The organism is Flavobacterium sp. KACC 22763, assembly GCF_028736155.1.
In the GTDB taxonomy this organism is placed as follows: Bacteria; Bacteroidota; Bacteroidia; order Flavobacteriales; family Flavobacteriaceae; genus Flavobacterium.
On record NZ_CP117879.1, the window covers coordinates 3,405,553 to 3,426,310 of the forward strand.

The window sequence follows — 20,758 nt, forward strand, 5'->3', positions numbered from 1 at the left end:
TCTACAAAAGCGTCAAATCTTGAATTAAATTACGGTTCTTTGTAACTTATTACATTTTCATTTGAGATTACTCAATTCCTGAATACAATAATATTGACTCTAAAGAGTTTAGAACTAGGAAGCTAGCACGATACTTTCGTTATGGACAATAAAAAATTTATTTTAAGTTTAAAAAAAGGCAATGAAGTAGCTTTTAAAGAAGTTTACTTCAGCTATTACGACAAACTTATAAATATTGCCAAACGATTCAATTCTTCTGTATTTACTCCCGAAGATTTTGTTCAAGAGACTTTCATTAGACTATATAATAAAAGAGAACTGCTTAACGAAGATGTTTTGTTTGACAAACAGATATTTGTTATCTGCAAAAACATTATCATCAATCATGTTAACAGAGAAAATAAAATAGTACAGCTTGATCCTTCTCAAGTTGAAATGCTAGATGAAGAAACTGATTCAGGAATTTTTGAAGAAAGACAAGAAAAACTTCAAAACTTCATTAATCAGCTTCCAGAACAGCAGCAAAAAATATTCACTTTACACAAACTGGAAAACCTTAGCTATAAGGAGATTGCAGAATTAACGGATCTTTCTGAAAAGACCATTGCCAATCATATTTATCTCGCCAGTAAATTTATTCGAAAAAAAATCGAAAACCATTAGGAACTTTTTAGTTCTCGTTTGTTATACTAAAAAACAAGAACTAAAAATGCATATCGAAGCGTATAAAACTAATGTTAAAACAAAGAAAGAGGCAAACTATCTTGTCGCTCTTTTGCAGTTTGTCATTTCTGACTGTATCATAAATTTTGATCGTCAAGGACGCGAAAACATCCTCAAAATCGAAACTAACCGTGACATCAAAGAAATGGTTTACGGCGTTTTTAATAAACAAGGATTTCATTGTCAAATTATTTAAGTTAGAAAAGATGGATAAGGAGAAATTTGACGAGGAATTTAAAAAGTTATGGGAAGAGTCTCCCCTTTCTCATTCCGACAGCGAAAAAGAAGCTTCGTGGGAACAATTTCATGCTAAAACATTTTCAGAGAAAAAAAGAAAATTTAAGCCTTGGCATCTTTATGCAGCGGCTTCGGTTTTACTTTTTGCACTTATTGGAACTGGAATTTATTTCAATAACGAATCTACAAATGAAAATGTAGTTCTAGCTGAAAATGTAATTGAAAACACAACCTCAGCAATAAAATATGTTGTCTTGCCAGACAGTTCAAAAGTTGAACTGAGCCCCAATTCTAAAATCTCTTTTGGAAGCAATTTCGCTTTAAACAGAAAAATTGAAATTGAGGGAGAAGCTTATTTTAATGTAAAAAAAGACAAACAGCATCCTTTTCAGGTTTTTTGTGATGAAACCACAACTACTGTTTTAGGAACGTCTTTTACAGTTAAAGAATCTGAAAACGAACAAGTTACTGTTGAACTTTTTGAAGGAAGCGTTCAGATGAATGTAAAAGGGCAAAGCCAAAAATGGATTTTGAAACCGGGAGAAAAATTTACATACGGAAACCAAACTGCTTCAGTATCAGAATTTAGCCGTTTTATAGATTTTGATAATGAAAATCTTTCTGCTGTAAGTCATTACATCGAAGAGAATTATGGCTATAAAGTGGTTCTTCCGAAAGAAAACCAAAATCAGAAAATCACTATTCGAATCAATCGAAAAGAAGATTTAAAAACGATTCTACAATTACTATCAGAAATGTATAACCTAAACTTTGAAATAAATGAAGATTTAAAACAGATCACTTTTCAATGAAGACAAAAAAGGATGTAAGCCGCGAAACTCCACATCCTCCTTAATGTTCAGGATAACATTAAGTTATCCATTTAATAATATTCAAAAATACAAAATTTCATGAAGCATATAATTTCAGCGTGCTTTTTTTTATTCAGTTTATGTATGTCTGCCCAGAGCGTCACAGTAACTGTAGATCAAAATGTAACTTTAAAAGAATTCTTCAAACAGATCGAAAGTCAAACCGATTTTAAATTTGCTTTTACAGATCAGATAGATACCAATAAAAAGTATTTTACGCAAAAAAATACTTATAAGAATGTTGAAATCAGCAAGCTAATTACGGAATTAAACCAAACTTCTATTGTACAATTTTCGATAGTTGGCAATAATATTTTTGTGAAGCAGAAATCTCAAACTCCGAAACCAGCCAAAAAAAAAAGCAAGCTGACCGGTCACGTTTATGATGACGAAAGACAACCTGTTATTGGAGCCAATATTTATATTAAAGAATTGGAAACAGGTGTTGTAACAGATGCTAACGGAAAATACAGCATGGATGTTCCAAACGGAACTTATACTGTACAGGTGAGTTATGTAGGATTTAAGAATGAAGAGAAACGTGTCTCTGTATCAGACGATACCAAAGTCAACTTCAATGTAGATGCCGACAGCCAGCAATTGGGAGAAGTTATTGTAATGAACAATAAAGCGGTTGATATTAAAACCACTCAAATGAGTGTGAACAAGCTTTCGATGCAGGAAATCAAAAGAATTCCTGTTGCAATGGGAGAGCCTGATCCGTTAAAATCAATTTTGACTCTGCCGGGAGTTACCAATGCAGGTGAAGCCTCTTCGGGTTTTAATGTTCGTGGAGGTGCTGCCGATCAGAATTTGATTCTTTTGGATGGTGCGCCTGTTTATGCAGATTCACATATGTTTGGGTTCTTTTCTATTTTCAATGCTGATATTGTTAACGGTTTAGATTTATATAAAGGAGGAATTCCTTCAAAATTTGGAGGACGCGTTTCTTCTGTTCTCGATGTTACGCAACAAACGGGAGATTTTGAAGAATATAAAGTAAACGGAGGAATTGGAATTATCTCAAGCCGACTTTTAGTTCAAGGTCCTTTACAAAAAGAAAAAGGTTCGTTCATCCTTTCTGGACGAGCTTCGTATGCGCATTTGTTTATGAAACTGGCCGACAATAAAAACTCGGCCATGTTTTATGATTTGAATGCTAAATTAAACTATCGTTTTAATGCTAAAAACACATTGTCTTTTTCTGGTTATTTTGGAAATGATTTATTTGATATCAGTGATCGTTTTGCAAGTACTTACGGAAGCACAATGGGTATTTTGAGCTGGAAACATAAATTTTCTGATCGCTTAAACAGTAATTTATCTACTTTCTATAGTGATTACAGATTTAATCTAGAAATTCCGGTTGAAAGTTTTAAATGGGATAGCAACATTGCGAGTTACGGATTGAAATACAATTGGAATTTCCAACAATCTGAGAAGTTTAAAATCAATTACGGAATTGATGGTTTGTATTACAATTTCAATCCTGGAGTTGTACAGCCAACCACTCCAGATTCTCAGTTTAATTATATGCAATTGGATAAAAAATATGCTTTAGAAGCTTCTGCTTTTGTTGATTTTGAAAATCAGATTACAGAGAAACTGAATTTCCGTTACGGACTTCGTTACAGCATGTTTTATCGTTTAGGAGACGAAACCATCAGCACTTACGAAAATGGTCAGGCGGTAGTATATAATCCGTTGTATAAAATTTATGAGGAAGGAACGCCAAACGGAAGCATTTCGTACGGAAAAGGAAAAACCATCAGCAAGTTTAACAATTTTGAACCTCGAGCTGCCTTGTCTTATGCTTTTAATGACGAAACTTCTATAAAAGCGAGTTACAACAGAATGGCGCAGTACATTCATATTTTATCAAACACACAGTCTCCATTGCCAATGAGCATCTGGACACCAAGCGGCCCTTTTACAAAACCTCAACTTTTGGATCAGTACGCGATGGGGTATTTCAGAAATTTCAAAGACGGAGATTATTCATTAGAAACCGAGTTATTTTATAAAAATGTACAAAATCGTATTGATTATATTGACGGAGCTGATGTTTTGGCTAACAACAATATTGAGCAGGTTATTCTAAACGGAAAAGCGAGATCGTATGGAATGGAGCTGTTATTCAGAAAAAATACTGGTGTTTTCACTGGATGGATTTCGTACACTTTATCTCGTGCTGAACAAAAAACTCCGGGAAGAACTCCAGAAGAACCAGGAATTGCAAATGGCGACTGGTATTTATCTGGTTATGACAAATTGCATAATCTGAGCATTGTGGGAAGTTACGAACTGAACCCGAAATGGTCTTTTAATGGTAATTTCACTTTACAATCTGGTCAGCCTGTTACTTATGCTAATGGCTATTATGAAATGGGAGGTATTCATGTTCCTAACTATTCTTTGAGAAATGAAAACAGATTACCGCTTTTCCATCACTTAGATGTTGCGGCAACTTATACTCCTAAACCAGACAAAAAGAAAGGATGGCAAAGCTATTGGGTATTTAGCCTTTACAATATTTACAACAGAAAAAATGCCGCTTCTATGAGTTTTACAACCAATGAAGATACGGGAGCAAATGAAACCAGAAGACTTTCGATTTTCGGAATTGTTCCTGGGGTTTCTTATAATTTTAAATTTTAATGCTATGAATAAATTGAAAAAATATACGATAATGAACAGAGTGCTAGCATTAATGACTCTTCTTTTTGTTTTTTCTTTTGCGTCATGCGAAGATGTGGTCAATCTGGATCTGGAAACAGGAGAAACCAAATTGGTTGTCGATGCCGAAATTATCTGGAAAAAGGGAACTGACGGAAAGGAACAAACCATAAAAATCAGTAAAACGGCTCCTTATTACAGCGGTTCTACGCCAAAAGTTTCGGGAGCGCAAGTACGAGTAGAAAACAGCAACGGAGATATTTTTACTTTTAACGAAACCGAAGCGGGAGTTTATAAATGCACCAATTTTGTTCCAGTAATTGATGCCGATTATAAATTGTTTATTACTGCCGAAGGACAAAGTTTCACAGCAGTTGAAAAACTGACTTCTGTAACGCCAATAAATAAAATAGAGCAAAATATTGTTCCTGATTTTGGCGGAGAAGATGTAATTGAGGTAACATTTTATTACAACGATCCAGTAGATCAAGTTAATTTTTACGTAACCGATTTTCAAAGTGAATTCTTAATCTATCCTGAATACGAAATCACGAATGATGAGTTTTATAACGGAAACGAAATCAGTACGAGATATTCTCATGAAGATAAAATGAAACCTGGAAACATTCTCAAAATCACCCACAGAGGCGTTTCTAAAAACTTCTTCAATTACTGGAAACTAATTTTAGAAGCTTCAAGCTCAAATCCTTTTCTTGTTCCGCCAGGAAATATTAGAGGAAATATTATAAATACTTCAGATGCTAATAATTTTGCATTTGGCTATTTCAGACTTTGCGAAGCCGATCAAGTTGATTATTTAGTGAAATAATTTTTTATATGTCGCTCCTCTGGAGCAGTTTCACAAAACAAAAGGGCCGACTATTTTAAGTCGGCCCTTTTGTTTTTCCAGTCTTCTTTATTTATTTGATACACAAAATTCAATTTTGGCTTTTCTCCAAAATAAGCTACTTCTTCTTCAGCCACTTTTTCGGCTCCTACTCTTGAAATTGCAATTTGCGATCGGATATTTTCTGAACCAATATGAAACTTTACTTTCGAAACATATTGAAAAAGATAATCCAGCATTGTTTTTTTTACGCTTTGATTAATACCTTTTCCCCAATACGAAACAGCATAAAAAGTATAGCCGATGAAAATACTATCGTCTTCTTGATTGAAATCATAAAATCTAGTGCTTCCGATAAACTCTCCTGTTTCTTTACTTATAATCTTAAAAGCGCCTTTACTTTTCATGGCCCCTTCAAAGAAATTTTCAAAGACTTCTTTTTTCCATCGGTCTTTGTTTGGATGCTGTTCCCAAATTTTAGGATCGGAAGCTACTTTGTACAAGGCCTCAAAATCTTTTTCTTCTAAAGGAGACAAAATGCAAAGATCATTTTCTAAAACGGGCTGTAAATTAAAATTCATATTTTTTGTTGTTATAATACTAATTCCTCAAAAATAGGTTCTTGCAAAAGTGATGCATACAAAGATTCTATAGATTTTTTTGGACCATGTATTTGCCATTCTAAAACCACATGATCTAGATTGCGACGCTGTGTAATCAGTTTTGATTTTACGCCATAGACTGAAAAAAGCTCATTGCATCTTGCGTATCCGCTATCAGAACGTTTAAAAGTTATTTGAAGGGTTTTATGTGCGTTGATGAGGTCTATTTTATTCTGAAGAAAAGTAAGCACCGTAAGAATGGAAAGAATCATCAAGGCCGCACAAGCCGATGCAAAATAATAACCCGCTCCTACTCCCATACTTACAGCCGCAACCGACCATATTGTTGCCGCCGTAGTAATACCGCTAACATGATTATCTGATCTAAAAATCACTCCTGCACAAAGAAAACCTAAACCGGTTACAATATTAGAAGCTATTCGATCAGGATTTCCTGCTCCGCCAATCCATTCAGACATAAAGGTAAAGAAACAAGCTCCCACAGAAATCATTATTGTGGTACGAAGACCAGCCGCTTTTCCGCTATATTCTCTTTCGGCACCAATTAAAGCTCCCCAAAATGCTGCTAAAAGCAATCTTATGACAATTTCTAGTTCCATTAAAGTCTTCTATTTTTTCAAATAAAATTAAGGAAAAAACACAAAAAAACCTCCAAAATCAAAATGACTTTGAAGGTTTTCTACTTTGTCTTACTTATATTCTTCTTCTTTTTGCTTGTACCAATCTTTCATCACATAAAAAGCTTTCTTTTTGATTCCGTTGCTAGAAATTAATCCTTTACGGTTAAAGAAATCCTGAATGTTTGGCAATTGTCTTCTTGGAGATCTGAAATCAACGAGAATCCAAGGAGAAACTCCAGCTAAACCTTCAATACGATTGAACATTTGCGTATTTTGAATGTATAATTCTTCTTGATATTCTTCGTTCCAGCGTTCTTTTTTATCTCCATGGCGGCCTTGTAAAGCTTCACCTCCAAATTCGCTAATGATAACGGGTTTGTTATACGGAATTACCCATTGCATGTCTTTGCAAGATTCGTTTGCTCCTCTGTACCAGCCCAAATATTGGTTGAAACTTACAATATCTACATATTCATTCATATTGTCATGAAGCGTATTGATGTTATTTGAACTCGAAGTAACTTCCATCGCCATGCTAATCAAACGAGAATTATCTTGTGTGCGTGCATATTTTGCCAATTTACTCAAGAAAGCATCTCGGTCATCGCCATGTGGCGTTTCATTAGCAATTGACCAAATCACGATTCCGCAACGATTTTTATCTCTGTAAATCATATCGTGCAACTGATGTTCGGCATTGGCATACGTATTTGGATTTGTCCATGAAATCGTCCAATAAACCGGAACTTCAGACCAAATCATCAATCCCATTTTTTCGGCTTCTTTTACCATATTTTCGTTATGCGGGTAATGAGCTAAACGAACATAATTACAACCCAATTCTTTTGCCCAAGTCAATAATGTAATGGCATCTTCTTGAGACCAAGCTCTTCCAGATCTGAAAGGTGCTTCTTCGTGAATACTGATTCCTCTTAAAAAGACTTTTTTTCCGTTTAGCAGAATTTCTTTTCCTTTTGTTTCGATAGTTCTAAAACCAATTTGATCTGCGATATTTTCATCTGCTTTAGAAATGGTTACATCATACAATTTTGGTTTTTCAGGCGTCCATAAAACGGGCTTGGCTTTTATTTCAAAATAGGCAATTCCCTTAGCATCGGTCGTAACGCTTTTTTTAATTTTCAATTCTGGAATTGAAACCGAAACAGACTGATTTGCCGATTCGCTATTTAATTTTATCCAACCAGAAATTTTTCCTTTTTCGTTTTTATCCAATTGAACTAAATAATCTTCAATATAAGTATTCGGAACTTGAGCAAGAGTTACATCTCTTGTAATGCCGCCATAATTCCACCAATCCATATTTACAGTTGGTACATTATCTTTGTGGCGTTTGTTGTCGACTTTTACTACTACGAAATTATTTCCATCAACTAATAAATGGGTTACATCAAAATTAAAAGGTGTATAACCGCCAACGTGAGTTCCTGCCAGTTTTCCGTTTACATACACTTTTGCATCATAATTGACCGCGCCAAAATGAAGAATGCCTTTGCTTTTGGCATCTTTCTTATAGTTAAAGTCTTTCTGAAACCAAACCGTTCCTTCATAAAAAAACAATCTTTGATCTTTCGAATTCCAATCAGACGGAATATCCATTACTGCTGAGGTTGCAAAATTGTATTCGCTCAGTTCTGTGGTATTCCATTTTTTATTTTCGAAAAATCCGTTGTCTTTAAAAGGTTCTAAACGGTAATTAAAATATCCGTTTTCCAGCGGATCTACGATATAACTCCATTTTCCGTTTAAAGTAATATGGTTTCGAGCTGAAATATTAGATACCAATGGAATTTCCTGCGCTATTGTTTTTCCCATTAACAGAAACGCACAGCACAACATTATTATTTTTTTCATAGTTAAAATCATTTTGGTTTCGAAAGGTCTTTAGTTAGTAAAATATGAAGATTATAAAGTTAAAAAGTTTCTCAAATTCCCTAGTAAACAAACATTCCAGATTACAGAAAAATAACCCATCAAATACTTATCAATTTTACGACATGAGGCGTATTTACTTTGTTTGTCTCAAAACGATGTATTATCAATAAGAATTTATATGTCGCTCCGCTGGAGCTTTTTGAATCTGAGAATTTAAATTATGCTATAAATATTTTGCTCTGCTGGAGCACTTCATAAAAACTCAGAACTTTTAGATATTAATTTTAGTGTATATTTAATCTTTAAAAAAATTATCTTTTTTCATTAAACATGGAACAATTAGAAAACATAATAAAACACGTTTCAACTAAAAATAAAAGAAACCTTTTTACCTTTTTAACGGGCGCTGGAATTTCTTCTGAAAGTGGAATTCCGACCTATAGAGGCCTAGATGGTATTTGGATTAAGGGAACAAAATTTCATAAGCCTGAAGAGTTTGGAACTTTTAAATACTTCAAAGAAAATCCCGAGGAAGTTTGGCAATATTCATTGTTTAGAAAAAAAATGTTTGAAAATGCAAAACCAAATGCAAGCCATTACGAATTGGTTGAAATTGAAAACATTTTAAAAGACAGATTTCATCTAATTACTCAAAACATAGACAACCTACACCGATTAAGCGGAACAGAAAGAATTTTCGAAATTCATGGAAATAACAGACAGATAAAGTGTTCAAACGGTTGCAGAGAAATCATAAATCTACCCGAAGAAATAAAAGGAAAAGACATTGATGAAGATTTAACTGAAAAAGAAATTGAGCTTTTAAAATGTAAAAGTTGCGGAAGTTGGATGAGACCAAATATTTTATGGTTTGACGAATATTATGATGAACAAACAAATAAAAAATTCAGTTCTTTGAAAATTGCCAAAAACTCTGGAATACTTTTTATTCTAGGAACTTCTGGTGCAACAAATTTACCAATTGCAATTGCAGAAACCACTTTAAAATATGGCGGAACTATTGTTGACATCAATATAGAAGACAATCAGTTTACAGCTTTAATAAAAGATAAAAAAAATAAAATCATTATTCGAAAAACATCTAGTGAAGCTTTAAAAATGATTAAAGAAATGATTAAAAATATACATATTTCCTCATCTTGAAAAAAGCTGAAAAATTCTATTAGAAAAATAAAACATTACTACTATTATGACATAGCCATGAGAGTAATAAATTTGAATTATTTAAAATAAAAAACATTATGATTCTAAAATATGAAACCATTATTAAAAAAATCCATCTTCATTCTAGTTCCATTTTTATTATTTCTGAATTGTAACTCAAATCAACGTAGCAGTCGTATTAATTTGTATTCAAAAGATAAATCTCAGGCAATAACCATATTTAGTAATTATTACGATAACGAAAGAATAATAGCTCTAGGCAAATTAAATGCAAAACCAAGCATCGATTATGTGAAGTTAGAAATATCTGAAGTAACAGAATTAGGTGATGAAATTGGGGTTTGCTGGTTTGGGGAAAAAAAGGGATGGCAACTTGTAAGTGATGGATCTAAAATTGTCGAAGTACATTTAGATACCACAAAATATAAAATTAGAACAAAATGGTATAAAGACGAAGATAGCATTCCAAACCCTAAATATTATAGAGATAACAATTGTTTTACAATTGATATGTTACCGCATTCTACAATTTATCCTTCTGAAAATGGATATATCGAAAGGTATTAAAAAAAGCCATTTCAATTAAGAAATGGCTTCAGATTCTTTTATCAATCCCAAAATTTTACCATAAGCAATTGCGGCTTTATGAACTTGAACCGTCCAATCTTCGGCAGCGTTATCATCGGCTCCGTCAGAAATATATTTTAAACTTAAAAACGGAATATTTTCTTTCATGGCAATCATAGCCAAAGCGTAAGCTTCCATATCGACCACATTATAAACATCCGATTTATGTCCCATTTCGAAGTTATCGCCTGTTCCGCAGATTCCTTCTTTTAGATTATCCATTAACAAACCATATTCTAAAACTGGCGGTAAACCAGAAAGTGGTGTTTCGTACAATGCAAAACCTAAACCGCGAACGTCCATATCTCTTTGAACAAATTTAGTGCAGCAAATCACATCGCCTTTCTGAAAATAACTGCTTCCCGCCGAACCCAGATTAATAATTACAGACGGTTTTTTCTTTTGAATTGCTTTTGTCAATTCGTAAGCTGCATTTACTTTTCCTATTCCAGTAAATAAAACATTGTGGCCTTTAAAAACTTCCGCCGCTTCAGATTCGAGAGCAAAACAGAATAATATATCTTCAACAGCAAAAGATGCCGTTTGGTTAATTTGTATCATGTGTAACTATATTTTCGGTTTACAAAAATACGTTTAAAAATTTACGTTACTCTAACCTAAATTTAAAAACTAAAAAAGACGTTAAAGTCTGTTTTCTCTATTGGATTTAATGATATAAAAAATACATTTGCTAAAACCAGTAAAAAAATTTAAAACCAGAAAGAATAACTGCATGGATAATGAAAAATTTATTTTCTGCCTTGAAGGCGTTAAAGATATAGACGATCATACGCCAACACATGTGGTAAAATGTCTCGAAGAATTGGCTATTGACCAAGGCATTTCGAGCATTCATAAAACCTGCGACACAATCGAAGGTTTAGAAGAAAGTCTGAATATTTTGCTTTATGAAGATCATAATTTCAAAGATTATGAAATTATTTATCTAGCAATGCCTGGTCAGGAAAACAACATCTGTCTTCACGATTATTATTACAGCATTGAAGAAATTGCCGAATTGTTTGAAGGAAAAATGAAAGGCAAAATTATTCATTTTGCCAATCTTAAAGTTTTAGACTTAAACGAAGAAGAAGCACAATATTTCTTAGATATTACTGGTGCTAGAGCAATTTCGGGCTACGGTTCTACTTATAATAAAATTGCGAGCTGCAGTACAATTGATAAAGCCTTTTTTAGTCTGTATCAGGAAAACGACAATTTGATTGAAGTGGTCGAAGATCTTTATACCAAACATTACAATCTCTGCAAGTTGCTTGATTTTAGATTATATTATTAAAAATGAAAAAGAAGCAGGCAGAGAAAATAAAAACGTATGGGCCAAAAGGATTTCGAGAGAAATTTTTAGGAGAAGACAATCCTATTCATTTGCTTTTCAAATCGAATTCGGATCATTTTTTCTGTCTTGAAATCGAAGAAATGATGCAGATACAGCATCCTGTTCCTCCTTCTAAACATTCTTGCCATACTTTAATTTTTATTTCTTCTGGTCAGCATGTTATGAAATTAGGATATCAGGAATATGTCACAACTGATAAGGAAATGATTATGGTTCCGGCAGGTCAGATTTTTTCGCTTGATAATATTAATAATATTCATAAAGGTTATATCTGCCAATTTCATCCTGATATTTTGATTCGGAAATATGGCAGCCGTGAGTTGCTGAATGATTTTGATTTTCTGAAAATTTCTGGAAATCCGAAAATCAAACTGGCTCCCGAAGATATTGAACCAATTACAAATATCTTTGAAAGATTGAAAAAGGAATATTCAGAAACTACAATTGCAGATTTGAATATTGTGCAATCTTATCTGATTACGCTATTTTATGAGATGAATAAAAATGCAGTAAAACCTATTAAAAACATTTCGGCAGCTGAAGCAATCACAGCAAAATTTAAAGAGCTGATTCATGATCATATAAAAACCCAGCATCAGGTAAATTATTACTCTTCTCTATTAAATGTTACTCCAAACCATTTGAATAAATGTGTCAAGACCATCACAGGGAAATCTGCTGTTAAATGGATTGACGAAAACATATTACTCGAAGCTAAATATTTACTCTTTCAAACTACTCTTTCTGTAGGTGAAATCGCAGCGCAAGTAGGCTTTGAAGATCAATCTTACTTTAGCCGTTTCTTTAAAAAGACAGAAGGAATTTCTCCCATTCGATACCGAAAAATGATTGATAAATCCTAATTATTGATTAGAGAGTCCTAACAAATATGTAGATGTTTTTCAGAAATTTGCTTCCTCAAAATGCAAATTATGATTTATGTTTTTAAAACTTCCGTTGATAATCAGACCAAATTCGAATCGGCTTCTGCATTACTAAATCAATTATTACCAGAATCTCAATGGAATTTCGACCTTGAAGATTGCGATAATATCTTACGAGTGGACAGCGAATTGAATGTTACAGCTTTACTTCAAAACAATCCTGTTTTCGATTGTATCGAATTAGAATAAAACCTTGTACGCCTTTTTAAAAATTTATATGGAATCAAAATTATACCAAAACAGAACTTTTGAAGCGATTGATTACTCGGATCAAAGTTTGGCCAATACCGAATTTGTAAACTGCGAATTCATTAACTGCAATTTTTCTAAAAGTGATTTGAGCCATAACGACTTTTTAGATTGTACTTTTAAAAATTGCAACCTTTCTTTGGCAACTTTAAGAAATACCGGATTGAAAAACATCAAGTTTATTGGCTGTAAATTAATGGGATTGGATTTTAGTGCTTGCAATAGTTTTCTGTTTTCAATGAATTTTGAAGATTGCATTTTAGACTATTCTACTTTCATTTACAAAAAGCTAAAGAAAACTACTTTTGCAGATTGTTTTTTAAAAGAAACTGATTTTTCTAATACCGATTTGTCTCTGGCAGTTTTTAAAAACTGTGATCTTTCTGGTGCCACTTTCGTGGAAAGTATTCTGGAGAAAACCGATTTTAGAACTTCTAGAAACTATGCATTTGATCCATCAGAAAATAAAATTAAAGGAACAAAGGTTTCACATACGGCGCTTGCAGGTTTATTAGAAAAATTTGATTTATCTATTGAGTAGTTGTTAGTTTTCAGTCTCAGTCTCAGTTGTCAGCTACCCCCATCACTGAAGATTGTTACTAAAGACTGAGACTGAAAACTAAAAAAGCGGGATTACAAAATAAATTGTATCCCGCTTTTTCTATTTAATCAACCACGATTTTTTTATTTTATCCAACGTGGATCTCCTACTTTTCGATCAATTAATGTTTGATTCTTAATAGTAAAGTCTCCTGTTGTCGCACTTGTAAATTGAGGATCTAATACAGTTGCAGAAGCATCTGGTCTATTGTTTCCCGTTGTAATCTGTAAATTAGGCGAATTGAAATTATTATTATTTGAGAACGTCGGAACAGTTGTTGCAGTAGTATTGGTATAAACTGCTGATCCAACATTTAAGATTGTATTACGCACAATTAAAGCATTTGTAACAAAACGCACATACAAGATTCTACTTGCAGCTGGAAGTGTAGGCGCATAAATTGTACATCCATCAATTAACACATTGCTTGTTAACCCTGTTCCTGTTAATCCTGCTGCTGCATCTAAACGTACGAAATCACGAGACGAACAAGTGTCAAATGTACTTTTTGTTAAAGATACATTTGCTACATAAGTAGTTCTGAAATCGATAAAATCAGCACCAGAAGCGGTGTTTACATTTTTAATAATACTATTATCTACAGTGAACGATTTTAATTTTGCAGATGCATTTCCGTACATCAATTGAGATGGGAAATCATGAACGTAACTACCACTAATTAAAACATCACCTAATTGTGTTGTAGCTGCTGAGCTAATTGCAATTGCACCACCAGTTGTTCCTGCTCCACTTAAATCGATATCAACTAAAGAGAAATTAACTACTTCACTTGCATTATTAGGGTTGTTAGCAAGAGTGAAATTAAACTTAAGTTTTGGTTTATCACCTGGTCTCAAACCTCTTAATGTTAATGTTTTATTTACTGCTATTGTTCCTGTTTGAGCTGTGTAATCACCTGGCATGAAAACTAAAACAGATCCAGAAGGTGCACTAGCAATTTTTTGAAGTACATCATCTCCTAATTTAACTAGTATTCCTGTTCCAATATCTATTCCTGTTGTAAATGTTGCATCACCTCTTTTCTTCGTACCGTTGTATAAAATTGCTGTATAAGCAGTTTCAGGTGTTAAGCCTGTTAAAGTAGCTACTCCAGCTGTTTTTTCAGCAGCTGTAATAGTATGTACGACATTTCCAGGCATTGCGGTAATTTGTGTCACAGAGCTATTTGGAACCCATCTTAATGTAACTTTAGTTGCTTCAATATCTGCATCTTGAACCGGGAACATTATTTGTTCTGATAATGTCGTAGCAGTTATAACTGACCATTTTGAATCTTCTAGTCCTGAAGTAACCGATTTTACTCTAATAGAATAAATTGTTTCTCCCTCTAGAGGTACTTGTATAGGAAGTTCAGAAGGCGCAACATTTATGGTTTTATAAATTGTAGAGAAGCTAGGATCATCGGCACTAAATTCTACTACATAATGATCTGTATTTTCATCTGATTTAACCGTCCAATTTAATTCAACTACAGTTTTATTTCTAATTGTAGCTTTAAGCCCAATTGGAGAAAATTCCCTTGTATTTCCTATATCGTCTAATAACGCTTCATTATAACTTTCGCAGCTAGAAACTGCCACTGAAAGAAGTAATACGGTTATTAATCCTTTAAATATATTTATTGTTTTCATCATAATAACTTATAATTTATTATTAGTTTTTTGAAAAATTTTAATAACCGTAATCATTTTTTAACTGACCATTACTTCCATCAAGAAATACTTGCCATATTGGCCAGAATTGTCTATTATCAGGATTAACTCCTACTTTATATAAAGAAGCTATTTTAGCATCGGCAGCTGTACCTGTCCATGTCCAAGGAGTAGAAGAATACAATATTCCTGGATTTGTAGTTTCTCCGCGATTAAGTCCATATACATCCAAACTTACATTATCCGATTGGTATTTATAATACAAAGTAGCTGGCACATCAGCATATTGTCCTGTACGAGTAGATAATTCTGCCATTTTTTGTTTTGCTTTATCTAAGTTTGCTTTAAGCAAATTCCAGCGGATAAGTGCTTGTTTACGTTCCATTTCTCCTGTAAACTCATATTTATTTTCATCAACAAGCGCATTAAACATTGCTTCTTTACTAGTTAAAGAATTCACATAAGTTTCAACTTTGGTAGCTTGATCTGCTGAAGAAAATGATCTTCTTCGTACTTCTTTCAAATAAGGCATTGCTGCACTTGGTCCTTCCAATTCGTTTGCTGTTTCAGCAGCAATTAAAAGCACCTCTGCATAACGCATGTACATTTTATTAACTCCATCATCATTTGTAGAAGTTACATAACGTTTCATCCATTCGTAACGGTATTTACCAAAATACCACGTATCTAAAGAACCTAACTCTTGTTTTGCAATACCATTAACTGCTGCACCATATTTATAAGGCACACAAGTAACATTTCTACGAGCATCGGCTTGATCATAATCATAGAAAACAAATGGTAATGGGCCTGCAACACCTCCACGGTTAGCTCCATTAGCTTGAAATTGATCAGCAGCAGCCGTGTGTTTTACAGCAAAAGTGAATAACATTCTACCACGTCCATCAGAAAAAGGAAGTTCCCAAAGAGATTCTCCTCCTGCAGCAGTATTTTCTTCGTTGTATTTTCTCCATAATCCCTCAAAAGTAGATTCTAAACGAGCAGAACCACTTTGAATTACTTCACGAGATTCTCTTAATGCCAATGCATACATAGAAGCCACTGAAAGTTCTGGATCATTACTTCTTCTCACGCCGTCAGGATATTGTTGATAACCACTTGCTGCCAAAGCCAAACGCGCTCTAAAGGCTTTTACAAAAGCTTTATTTACGTGTTCAACTGTGCTTGTATAAGAAGTTTCATTAGGCCAAGCAACCAATGTTGAAGCTTCTCCTAAGTCAGCTATTAATTGTTTGTAAATAATATCTCTGTTTGATTTAGGCAAATATAAAGTAGCACTAGTAATTGGTTCAAAACGAGCAGGAACATCACCCCAAGATTTAAGCAAATCAGCATAGTAAATCGCTCTCAGTGTTAAAGCCTCTCCTAATAATTGTCCTAATTCTGTTCCTGGAGTAGGATTTCCATATTGACGTAAGCCTTGAATACAAACATTTGCACGCTCAATCCCTGAGTACATCATGGCATAAGCATTATTGGTAGTATTCATTTCTGTATTGCTTGGCTTTGCATCATACACACACAAATCTGATTTATCTCCCGCTGTTTGTGAAGTATTATACCATTCTACATCTGTATTTAATCCGTAATAAGGTAAAAATCGTCCTCTATAAGAGTTTGTTTCTGCAAATGGCACTTTAATCCCGTCAATAGCTCCTTTTGCAAGTCCCGCAGTAGAGAAAATTACAGAAGCATCTAATGTTGATTGTGCAGGCGCTTCTAAATAGTCATCTTCAAATTGCTGACAAGAACTAAATAGACCCGAAATAATCAATCCTGCTATAATTATTTTATGTTTCATTTTGTAGTCGTTTAAATTAGAAATTAAGATTCATTCCAAAAATCATTTGTCTGCTTCTTGGATAAGGACTCGAATCAACCCCAGGAGTAAGTGGAGTTTTTCTTTTTGTTGAAACTTCTGGATCAGAACCAGAATAATTAGTCCAAACAAAAATATTGCTTCCTGTCAAGTAAAATCTCAATTTAGAAACTCCAAGTTTAGATGTAAACATCTCAGGCATTGAATACCCTAATGTTAAAGTATTTAATCTTAAAAACGATGCGTCTTCAACTGCCCAATCAGTAAAAATAGCTTGTCTCATGTATGGAGACCACATAGTTGTATTAGTATTAAGAGCTGCTAAAGCTTCAGGATTATCCGTTACTAATTGACCAGTTGCTGGGTCTAAATTAGTCCATCTTTTTCCATCTGCCATCGTAGAATTTAAATTCTTATATTCTCCCGAAGCAGTAGCTGTCGAAAATTCAATTTTATCAGCGTTGTATACATCATTACCAATGCTCCAGTTAAAAGCTGCCATTAAATCAAATCCATAAGCATTACCGTTGATAACAAAACCACCAGAGCTTTTAGGATTAACATTACCAATAACTGTCTTATCGTTAATATCTACTTTACCATCTCCGTTGATATCTTTTAATTTCATATCTCCAGGTCTAAGGCCATTTCCATCACCAACTAAAGAAGTAGAAGTATTAACTATACCGCTTTTTAAAACATATTTCCCTCCAACATAATCAAAGTCTGAAACTTCATATCTTCCATCATTTTTATAACCATACATACTACCTAAAGAACCACCAACAGCAATAAGGTAATCATCTCCAATTTGTGAAGAAGCCCATCCTGTACCTTGTCCGAAGTCACTCATCATACCTAATGAATTGATACGGTTTTTGTTTACCGACATATTGAATGAAAAATTCAATCCGTATTTAGCTTTTTCAATAGCAACAACATTAATTGTAGCCTCAAAACCTTTATTTTGTGTTTCACCCATGTTACGGTATTGGTAGTCATATCCAGATCCGGCTACTGGGAAATTAATTAATAAGTCACTAGTAATATTTTTATAGATATCAAAATTACCGCTCAAACGATTTTTGAAAAATGCGAAATCCAAACCTAAGTTTTGAGTTACTGTTGTTTCCCATTTCAAATCAGGATTAGGCATTGTTTTAGAAGGTGCCCAAACGCTAGTAACGCCATTAATCCACGATGTTGCTGTAGATTGAAAAATTTGAATTTGCTGACCAACAGGTATATTATTATTTCCTGCTTCACCATAACTTGCTCTTAATTTTAAAAGGCTTAACCAAGTTTTATTTTTTAGCCAATTTTCTTCTGACATTTTCCATCCTGCTGCAAAAGCTGGAAAGTAACCCCAACGATTCTCTGCCAAAAATTTACTAGATCCGTCGGCGCGAAATGTCGCTGAAAGTAAGTAACGGTTTTTGTAATCATAATTTGCACGTCCAAAAAATGATAATAATTTATCATCTGGGCTGTAATAATTATCAACAGATTGAGGAGTTCCTTGCGTAGTTAATTTTTTTGCTTGATCAAAATTAAAAAACGTTGGATATCCATGTATAGTGCTTGTTACAGTATTTGAGCTATATGTAATATTTTCTTCTCCAACAAGAACATTCAAATGATGATCATCTCCCATTAATTTTTTAAAATCATAAGTAAGCGTATTAGCATTTCTAAAACGTTTCTCCTTAGCATCTGACATAATCATTGCTGGCATGTTCTGTAATGTAGCCAGTGGTGAGTTTGCCACATAATAAGTAGTTAGTCCATAAAAACGATAATCTTGGTTGTTGAAATTGTCTAAACCTAAATCAACTTTCAATTTTAAATTATCAACAATTTCCCATCCAAAACTTCCTAACATATTAAAGTTTTTACGAAACTGCTGACGATCGTTATCAGAAATAGACGTAAAAGGATTTATTAACATATCTGTTCCATCCCCATTAACATCTTCTGTTGTTAAGCCTGCAACTGGAATTGGCGCATAACCCACAATAGTACGCATACGTGAATCTGATGAAGATTTCTCATTTTGCTCGTTTACACCACCACCATCAATCTCTGTATCTGAATAACGCATAGTAAAACCAACGTCAATCTTGTCATTTAATTTACTTTTTAAAGCTAATGCTAAGTTGTTTCTCTTATAGTTTGAACCTACCATAATCGCTTTTTCATCAAAATGAGCATAATTAAAATTATAATTAAGCTTATCAGTTCCTCCTCTAATTCCTAAATCACGGCTTTGCACCTCACCTGTACGCCCGAAGATTTGCTCTTGCCAATCGTCCCCTTTCACACCTGTATACATATCATGATCTTGCCAATTTCCAAAATACTTAGTATATGAATCTGGATCAGAAGCTACTTTTGGAGTCCCTTGAGATAGTAAGGCATATTCATATTGCCATTTAGTATAATCTTCTGGCGATAAAACATCAATTTTCTTCGCCATCGTTTTCATACCGTAAAACATATTGAAGTTTACTGCCATTTTTCCATCTTTTCCGCTTTTTGTTGTAATAAGAATTACCCCATTTGCACCACGTGATCCGTAGATAGCAGTTGAAGCGGCATCTTTTAAAACAGTCATTGTTTCGATATCAGATGAAGAAATATCATTCATATTATTGATAGGAAAACCATCCACGATAATCAACGGCGAAGAATCTTGAGTAAGTGAACCACCTCCACGAACTCTAATTTTTATATCTGCATCTGGAGAGCCTTCAGCTGCAGTTACCTGTACACCCGCTATACGACCGGTTAAAGCTTCAGCAACATTTGCAACGGGCACCTTTTTCAAATCAGATCCTGAAATAGTTGACACAGCACCTGTTAAATCAGATTTTTTAGCTGTTCCATATCCGATTACAACAACTTCATTTAAGTTATTAGCATCTTCAATCATTGTTGCATTTACTTTAGTTTTTCCGTCTGTTGAAACATTAATGCTCTGAAAACCTATAAATGAAAAACTTAATACCGCTTTCGGATTGGTCAGTTTTATTTTGTAATGCCCGTCAAAATCGGTAGAAGTTCCGTTCTTAGTTCCTTTTTCTAAGACGTTTACGCCAGGAAGAGAAAGTCCCGCGGCATCCTTCACGGTTCCCTCTATCGTTGTGCCCTGTGCGTATACCTGACTGCCGATCAATAAGCACAGTAAGAAAACAAGTTTAAAGCAAAAATTTGCTCCTTTGTTTAATAGTTCTTTAAAGTTCATGGTTGATTGTTTAAGTTATTAAAAGTTTTTTCTTTTTGGTTTAAGTGGTTTTTTGTGGTTACTTTCAATTCATTTTATAGTTAATATTTGTGGTTTTTATTTAACAGTAATTTATTTACCTCCTCCTCAAAGCTTTATTTCTGCTCTGTTTTCCATCTTATAACTTAATCGATTTCGAAGGTCAAAAACAAAGTTGTAATCGATTACACAAACATAGATATTTTTTTAAAACGAAAAATAAAATTTCATAAAAATTTCATAAAAAAAATTACATATTAAAAATTATATCGGTTTTTTCTATTACATATATAATTTATCCCGATTTAAAATATTAAATATATTTTTATTAATCGTGCTTTTGATTCGATTTTTATAAAAAAAACAATCGATTACATCAATAACTATTACGAAATTATTAGGTGTTATTTTTACACTTAAAAAGTTAAAGTCATGCTAAAAAAAATGAAGAGATTTCCTTTAAATTTTAAAATTTACAACGATTTTACCTATAAATAAAACCACCGAGACAACAGAAAAAGTAATTTTG

At 33.4% G+C, this 20,758-nt stretch carries 18 protein-coding genes; 11 read left to right on the forward strand and 7 right to left on the reverse strand.

The annotated features are described in order from the left end of the window. The first annotated feature begins 141 nt into the window (after positions 1 to 141). From PQ463_RS13955 to PQ463_RS13975, 5 genes are all read left to right on the forward strand, one after another. Positions 142 to 663: an RNA polymerase sigma factor gene (locus PQ463_RS13955; RefSeq protein ID WP_274254218.1), complete on the forward strand. Its 522-nt coding sequence runs from the start codon at positions 142 to 144 to the stop codon at positions 661 to 663. Positions 664 to 709: 46 nt separating this feature from the next. Next, the gene (locus PQ463_RS13960; protein ID WP_274254219.1) at positions 710 to 919 is read left to right on the forward strand and encodes a hypothetical protein; all 210 of its coding nucleotides are present in this window, start codon (positions 710 to 712) and stop codon (positions 917 to 919) included. A gap of 10 nt (positions 920 to 929) precedes the next feature. Beyond that, positions 930 to 1,772 carry a FecR family protein gene (locus PQ463_RS13965; RefSeq protein WP_274254220.1) on the forward strand — a complete coding sequence of 281 codons (843 nt, stop codon included), beginning with the start codon at positions 930 to 932 and terminating at the stop codon, positions 1,770 to 1,772. Positions 1,773 to 1,871: 99 nt separating this feature from the next. Then, on the forward strand, positions 1,872 to 4,490 hold the full coding sequence (locus PQ463_RS13970) for a TonB-dependent receptor (RefSeq protein WP_274254221.1): 2,619 nt from the start codon (positions 1,872 to 1,874) through the stop codon (positions 4,488 to 4,490). A gap of 4 nt (positions 4,491 to 4,494) precedes the next feature. Next, a complete protein-coding gene (locus tag PQ463_RS13975; protein WP_274254222.1) occupies positions 4,495 to 5,337 on the forward strand; it encodes a DUF4249 domain-containing protein in 843 nt (280 codons plus the stop codon). Between the two features lie 50 nt (positions 5,338 to 5,387). Here PQ463_RS13975 and PQ463_RS13980 read toward each other — a convergent pair whose 3' ends face one another. The 3 genes from PQ463_RS13980 to PQ463_RS13990 form a co-directional block, all read right to left on the reverse strand. Further along, complete coding sequence (locus PQ463_RS13980; RefSeq protein WP_274254223.1) at positions 5,388 to 5,936, reverse strand: GNAT family N-acetyltransferase; 549 nt, start codon at positions 5,934 to 5,936, stop codon at positions 5,388 to 5,390. A gap of 11 nt (positions 5,937 to 5,947) precedes the next feature. Next, positions 5,948 to 6,577 (reverse strand): MgtC/SapB family protein, encoded by a 630-nt coding sequence (locus PQ463_RS13985; protein WP_274254224.1) that lies wholly within the window; start codon positions 6,575 to 6,577, stop codon positions 5,948 to 5,950. Between the two features lie 90 nt (positions 6,578 to 6,667). Continuing rightward, a complete protein-coding gene (locus PQ463_RS13990) occupies positions 6,668 to 8,470 on the reverse strand; it encodes a glycoside hydrolase family 2 protein (protein ID WP_274254225.1) in 1,803 nt (600 codons plus the stop codon). A 351-nt stretch (positions 8,471 to 8,821) separates the two neighbouring features. Here PQ463_RS13990 and PQ463_RS13995 point away from each other — a divergent pair, with 351 nt between their 5' ends. Beyond that, the gene (locus tag PQ463_RS13995; RefSeq protein ID WP_274254226.1) at positions 8,822 to 9,655 is read left to right on the forward strand and encodes an SIR2 family NAD-dependent protein deacylase; all 834 of its coding nucleotides are present in this window, start codon (positions 8,822 to 8,824) and stop codon (positions 9,653 to 9,655) included. A 111-nt stretch (positions 9,656 to 9,766) separates the two neighbouring features. Continuing rightward, positions 9,767 to 10,243 (forward strand): hypothetical protein, encoded by a 477-nt coding sequence (locus PQ463_RS14000; protein ID WP_274254227.1) that lies wholly within the window; start codon positions 9,767 to 9,769, stop codon positions 10,241 to 10,243. 15 nt (positions 10,244 to 10,258) lie between these two features. On the opposite strand, the gene PQ463_RS14005 is transcribed toward PQ463_RS14000, so the two are convergent. Next, positions 10,259 to 10,864 (reverse strand): 5'-methylthioadenosine/S-adenosylhomocysteine nucleosidase family protein, encoded by a 606-nt coding sequence (locus PQ463_RS14005; RefSeq protein WP_274254228.1) that lies wholly within the window; start codon positions 10,862 to 10,864, stop codon positions 10,259 to 10,261. Positions 10,865 to 11,036: 172 nt separating this feature from the next. On the opposite strand from PQ463_RS14005, the gene PQ463_RS14010 reads away from it, so the two are divergent. The 4 genes from PQ463_RS14010 (at position 11,037) to PQ463_RS14025 (ending at position 13,394) form a co-directional block, all read left to right on the forward strand. Beyond that, on the forward strand, positions 11,037 to 11,600 hold the full coding sequence (locus tag PQ463_RS14010) for a DUF6642 family protein (protein ID WP_274254229.1): 564 nt from the start codon (positions 11,037 to 11,039) through the stop codon (positions 11,598 to 11,600). A gap of 2 nt (positions 11,601 to 11,602) precedes the next feature. Further along, a complete protein-coding gene (locus PQ463_RS14015) occupies positions 11,603 to 12,523 on the forward strand; it encodes a helix-turn-helix domain-containing protein (RefSeq protein WP_274254230.1) in 921 nt (306 codons plus the stop codon). 69 nt (positions 12,524 to 12,592) lie between these two features. Then, complete coding sequence (locus tag PQ463_RS14020; protein WP_274254231.1) at positions 12,593 to 12,793, forward strand: hypothetical protein; 201 nt, start codon at positions 12,593 to 12,595, stop codon at positions 12,791 to 12,793. A gap of 28 nt (positions 12,794 to 12,821) precedes the next feature. Then, positions 12,822 to 13,394 carry a pentapeptide repeat-containing protein gene (locus PQ463_RS14025; protein ID WP_274254232.1) on the forward strand — a complete coding sequence of 191 codons (573 nt, stop codon included), beginning with the start codon at positions 12,822 to 12,824 and terminating at the stop codon, positions 13,392 to 13,394. 143 nt (positions 13,395 to 13,537) lie between these two features. Here the strand turns inward: PQ463_RS14025 and PQ463_RS14030 are convergent, their stop codons facing one another. From PQ463_RS14030 to PQ463_RS14040, 3 genes are read right to left on the reverse strand one after another with little or no spacing between them, the layout of a single operon-like run. Beyond that, a complete protein-coding gene (locus PQ463_RS14030; RefSeq protein WP_274254233.1) occupies positions 13,538 to 15,109 on the reverse strand; it encodes a DUF4957 domain-containing protein in 1,572 nt (523 codons plus the stop codon). Between the two features lie 37 nt (positions 15,110 to 15,146). Then, positions 15,147 to 16,949, reverse strand: coding sequence for a RagB/SusD family nutrient uptake outer membrane protein (locus PQ463_RS14035; RefSeq protein ID WP_274254234.1), 1,803 nt, complete (start codon positions 16,947 to 16,949; stop codon positions 15,147 to 15,149). Positions 16,950 to 16,965: 16 nt separating this feature from the next. Beyond that, entirely contained in the window at positions 16,966 to 20,211 is a 3,246-nt protein-coding gene (locus tag PQ463_RS14040) for a SusC/RagA family TonB-linked outer membrane protein (RefSeq protein ID WP_274254235.1), read from the reverse strand. Between the last annotated feature and the right edge of the window lie 547 nt (positions 20,212 to 20,758).

Bases quoted from the DNA above. Each gene is read 5' to 3' on its own strand.
- PQ463_RS13955 (WP_274254218.1), top strand. From the start codon at position 142: ATGGACAATAAAAAATTTATTTTAAGTTTAAAAAAAGGCAATGAAGTA.
- PQ463_RS13960 (WP_274254219.1), top strand. From the start codon at position 710: ATGCATATCGAAGCGTATAAAACTAATGTTAAAACAAAGAAAGAGGCA.
- PQ463_RS13965 (WP_274254220.1), top strand. From the start codon at position 930: ATGGATAAGGAGAAATTTGACGAGGAATTTAAAAAGTTATGGGAAGAG.
- PQ463_RS13970 (WP_274254221.1), top strand. From the start codon at position 1,872: ATGAAGCATATAATTTCAGCGTGCTTTTTTTTATTCAGTTTATGTATG.
- PQ463_RS13975 (WP_274254222.1), top strand. From the start codon at position 4,495: ATGAATAAATTGAAAAAATATACGATAATGAACAGAGTGCTAGCATTA.
- PQ463_RS13980 (WP_274254223.1), bottom strand. From the start codon at position 5,936: ATGAATTTTAATTTACAGCCCGTTTTAGAAAATGATCTTTGCATTTTG.
- PQ463_RS13985 (WP_274254224.1), bottom strand. From the start codon at position 6,577: ATGGAACTAGAAATTGTCATAAGATTGCTTTTAGCAGCATTTTGGGGA.
- PQ463_RS13990 (WP_274254225.1), bottom strand. From the start codon at position 8,470: ATGAAAAAAATAATAATGTTGTGCTGTGCGTTTCTGTTAATGGGAAAA.
- PQ463_RS13995 (WP_274254226.1), top strand. From the start codon at position 8,822: ATGGAACAATTAGAAAACATAATAAAACACGTTTCAACTAAAAATAAA.
- PQ463_RS14000 (WP_274254227.1), top strand. From the start codon at position 9,767: ATGAAACCATTATTAAAAAAATCCATCTTCATTCTAGTTCCATTTTTA.
- PQ463_RS14005 (WP_274254228.1), bottom strand. From the start codon at position 10,864: ATGATACAAATTAACCAAACGGCATCTTTTGCTGTTGAAGATATATTA.
- PQ463_RS14010 (WP_274254229.1), top strand. From the start codon at position 11,037: ATGGATAATGAAAAATTTATTTTCTGCCTTGAAGGCGTTAAAGATATA.
- PQ463_RS14015 (WP_274254230.1), top strand. From the start codon at position 11,603: ATGAAAAAGAAGCAGGCAGAGAAAATAAAAACGTATGGGCCAAAAGGA.
- PQ463_RS14020 (WP_274254231.1), top strand. From the start codon at position 12,593: ATGATTTATGTTTTTAAAACTTCCGTTGATAATCAGACCAAATTCGAA.
- PQ463_RS14025 (WP_274254232.1), top strand. From the start codon at position 12,822: ATGGAATCAAAATTATACCAAAACAGAACTTTTGAAGCGATTGATTAC.
- PQ463_RS14030 (WP_274254233.1), bottom strand. From the start codon at position 15,109: ATGATGAAAACAATAAATATATTTAAAGGATTAATAACCGTATTACTT.
- PQ463_RS14035 (WP_274254234.1), bottom strand. From the start codon at position 16,949: ATGAAACATAAAATAATTATAGCAGGATTGATTATTTCGGGTCTATTT.
- PQ463_RS14040 (WP_274254235.1), bottom strand. From the start codon at position 20,211: ATGAACTTTAAAGAACTATTAAACAAAGGAGCAAATTTTTGCTTTAAA.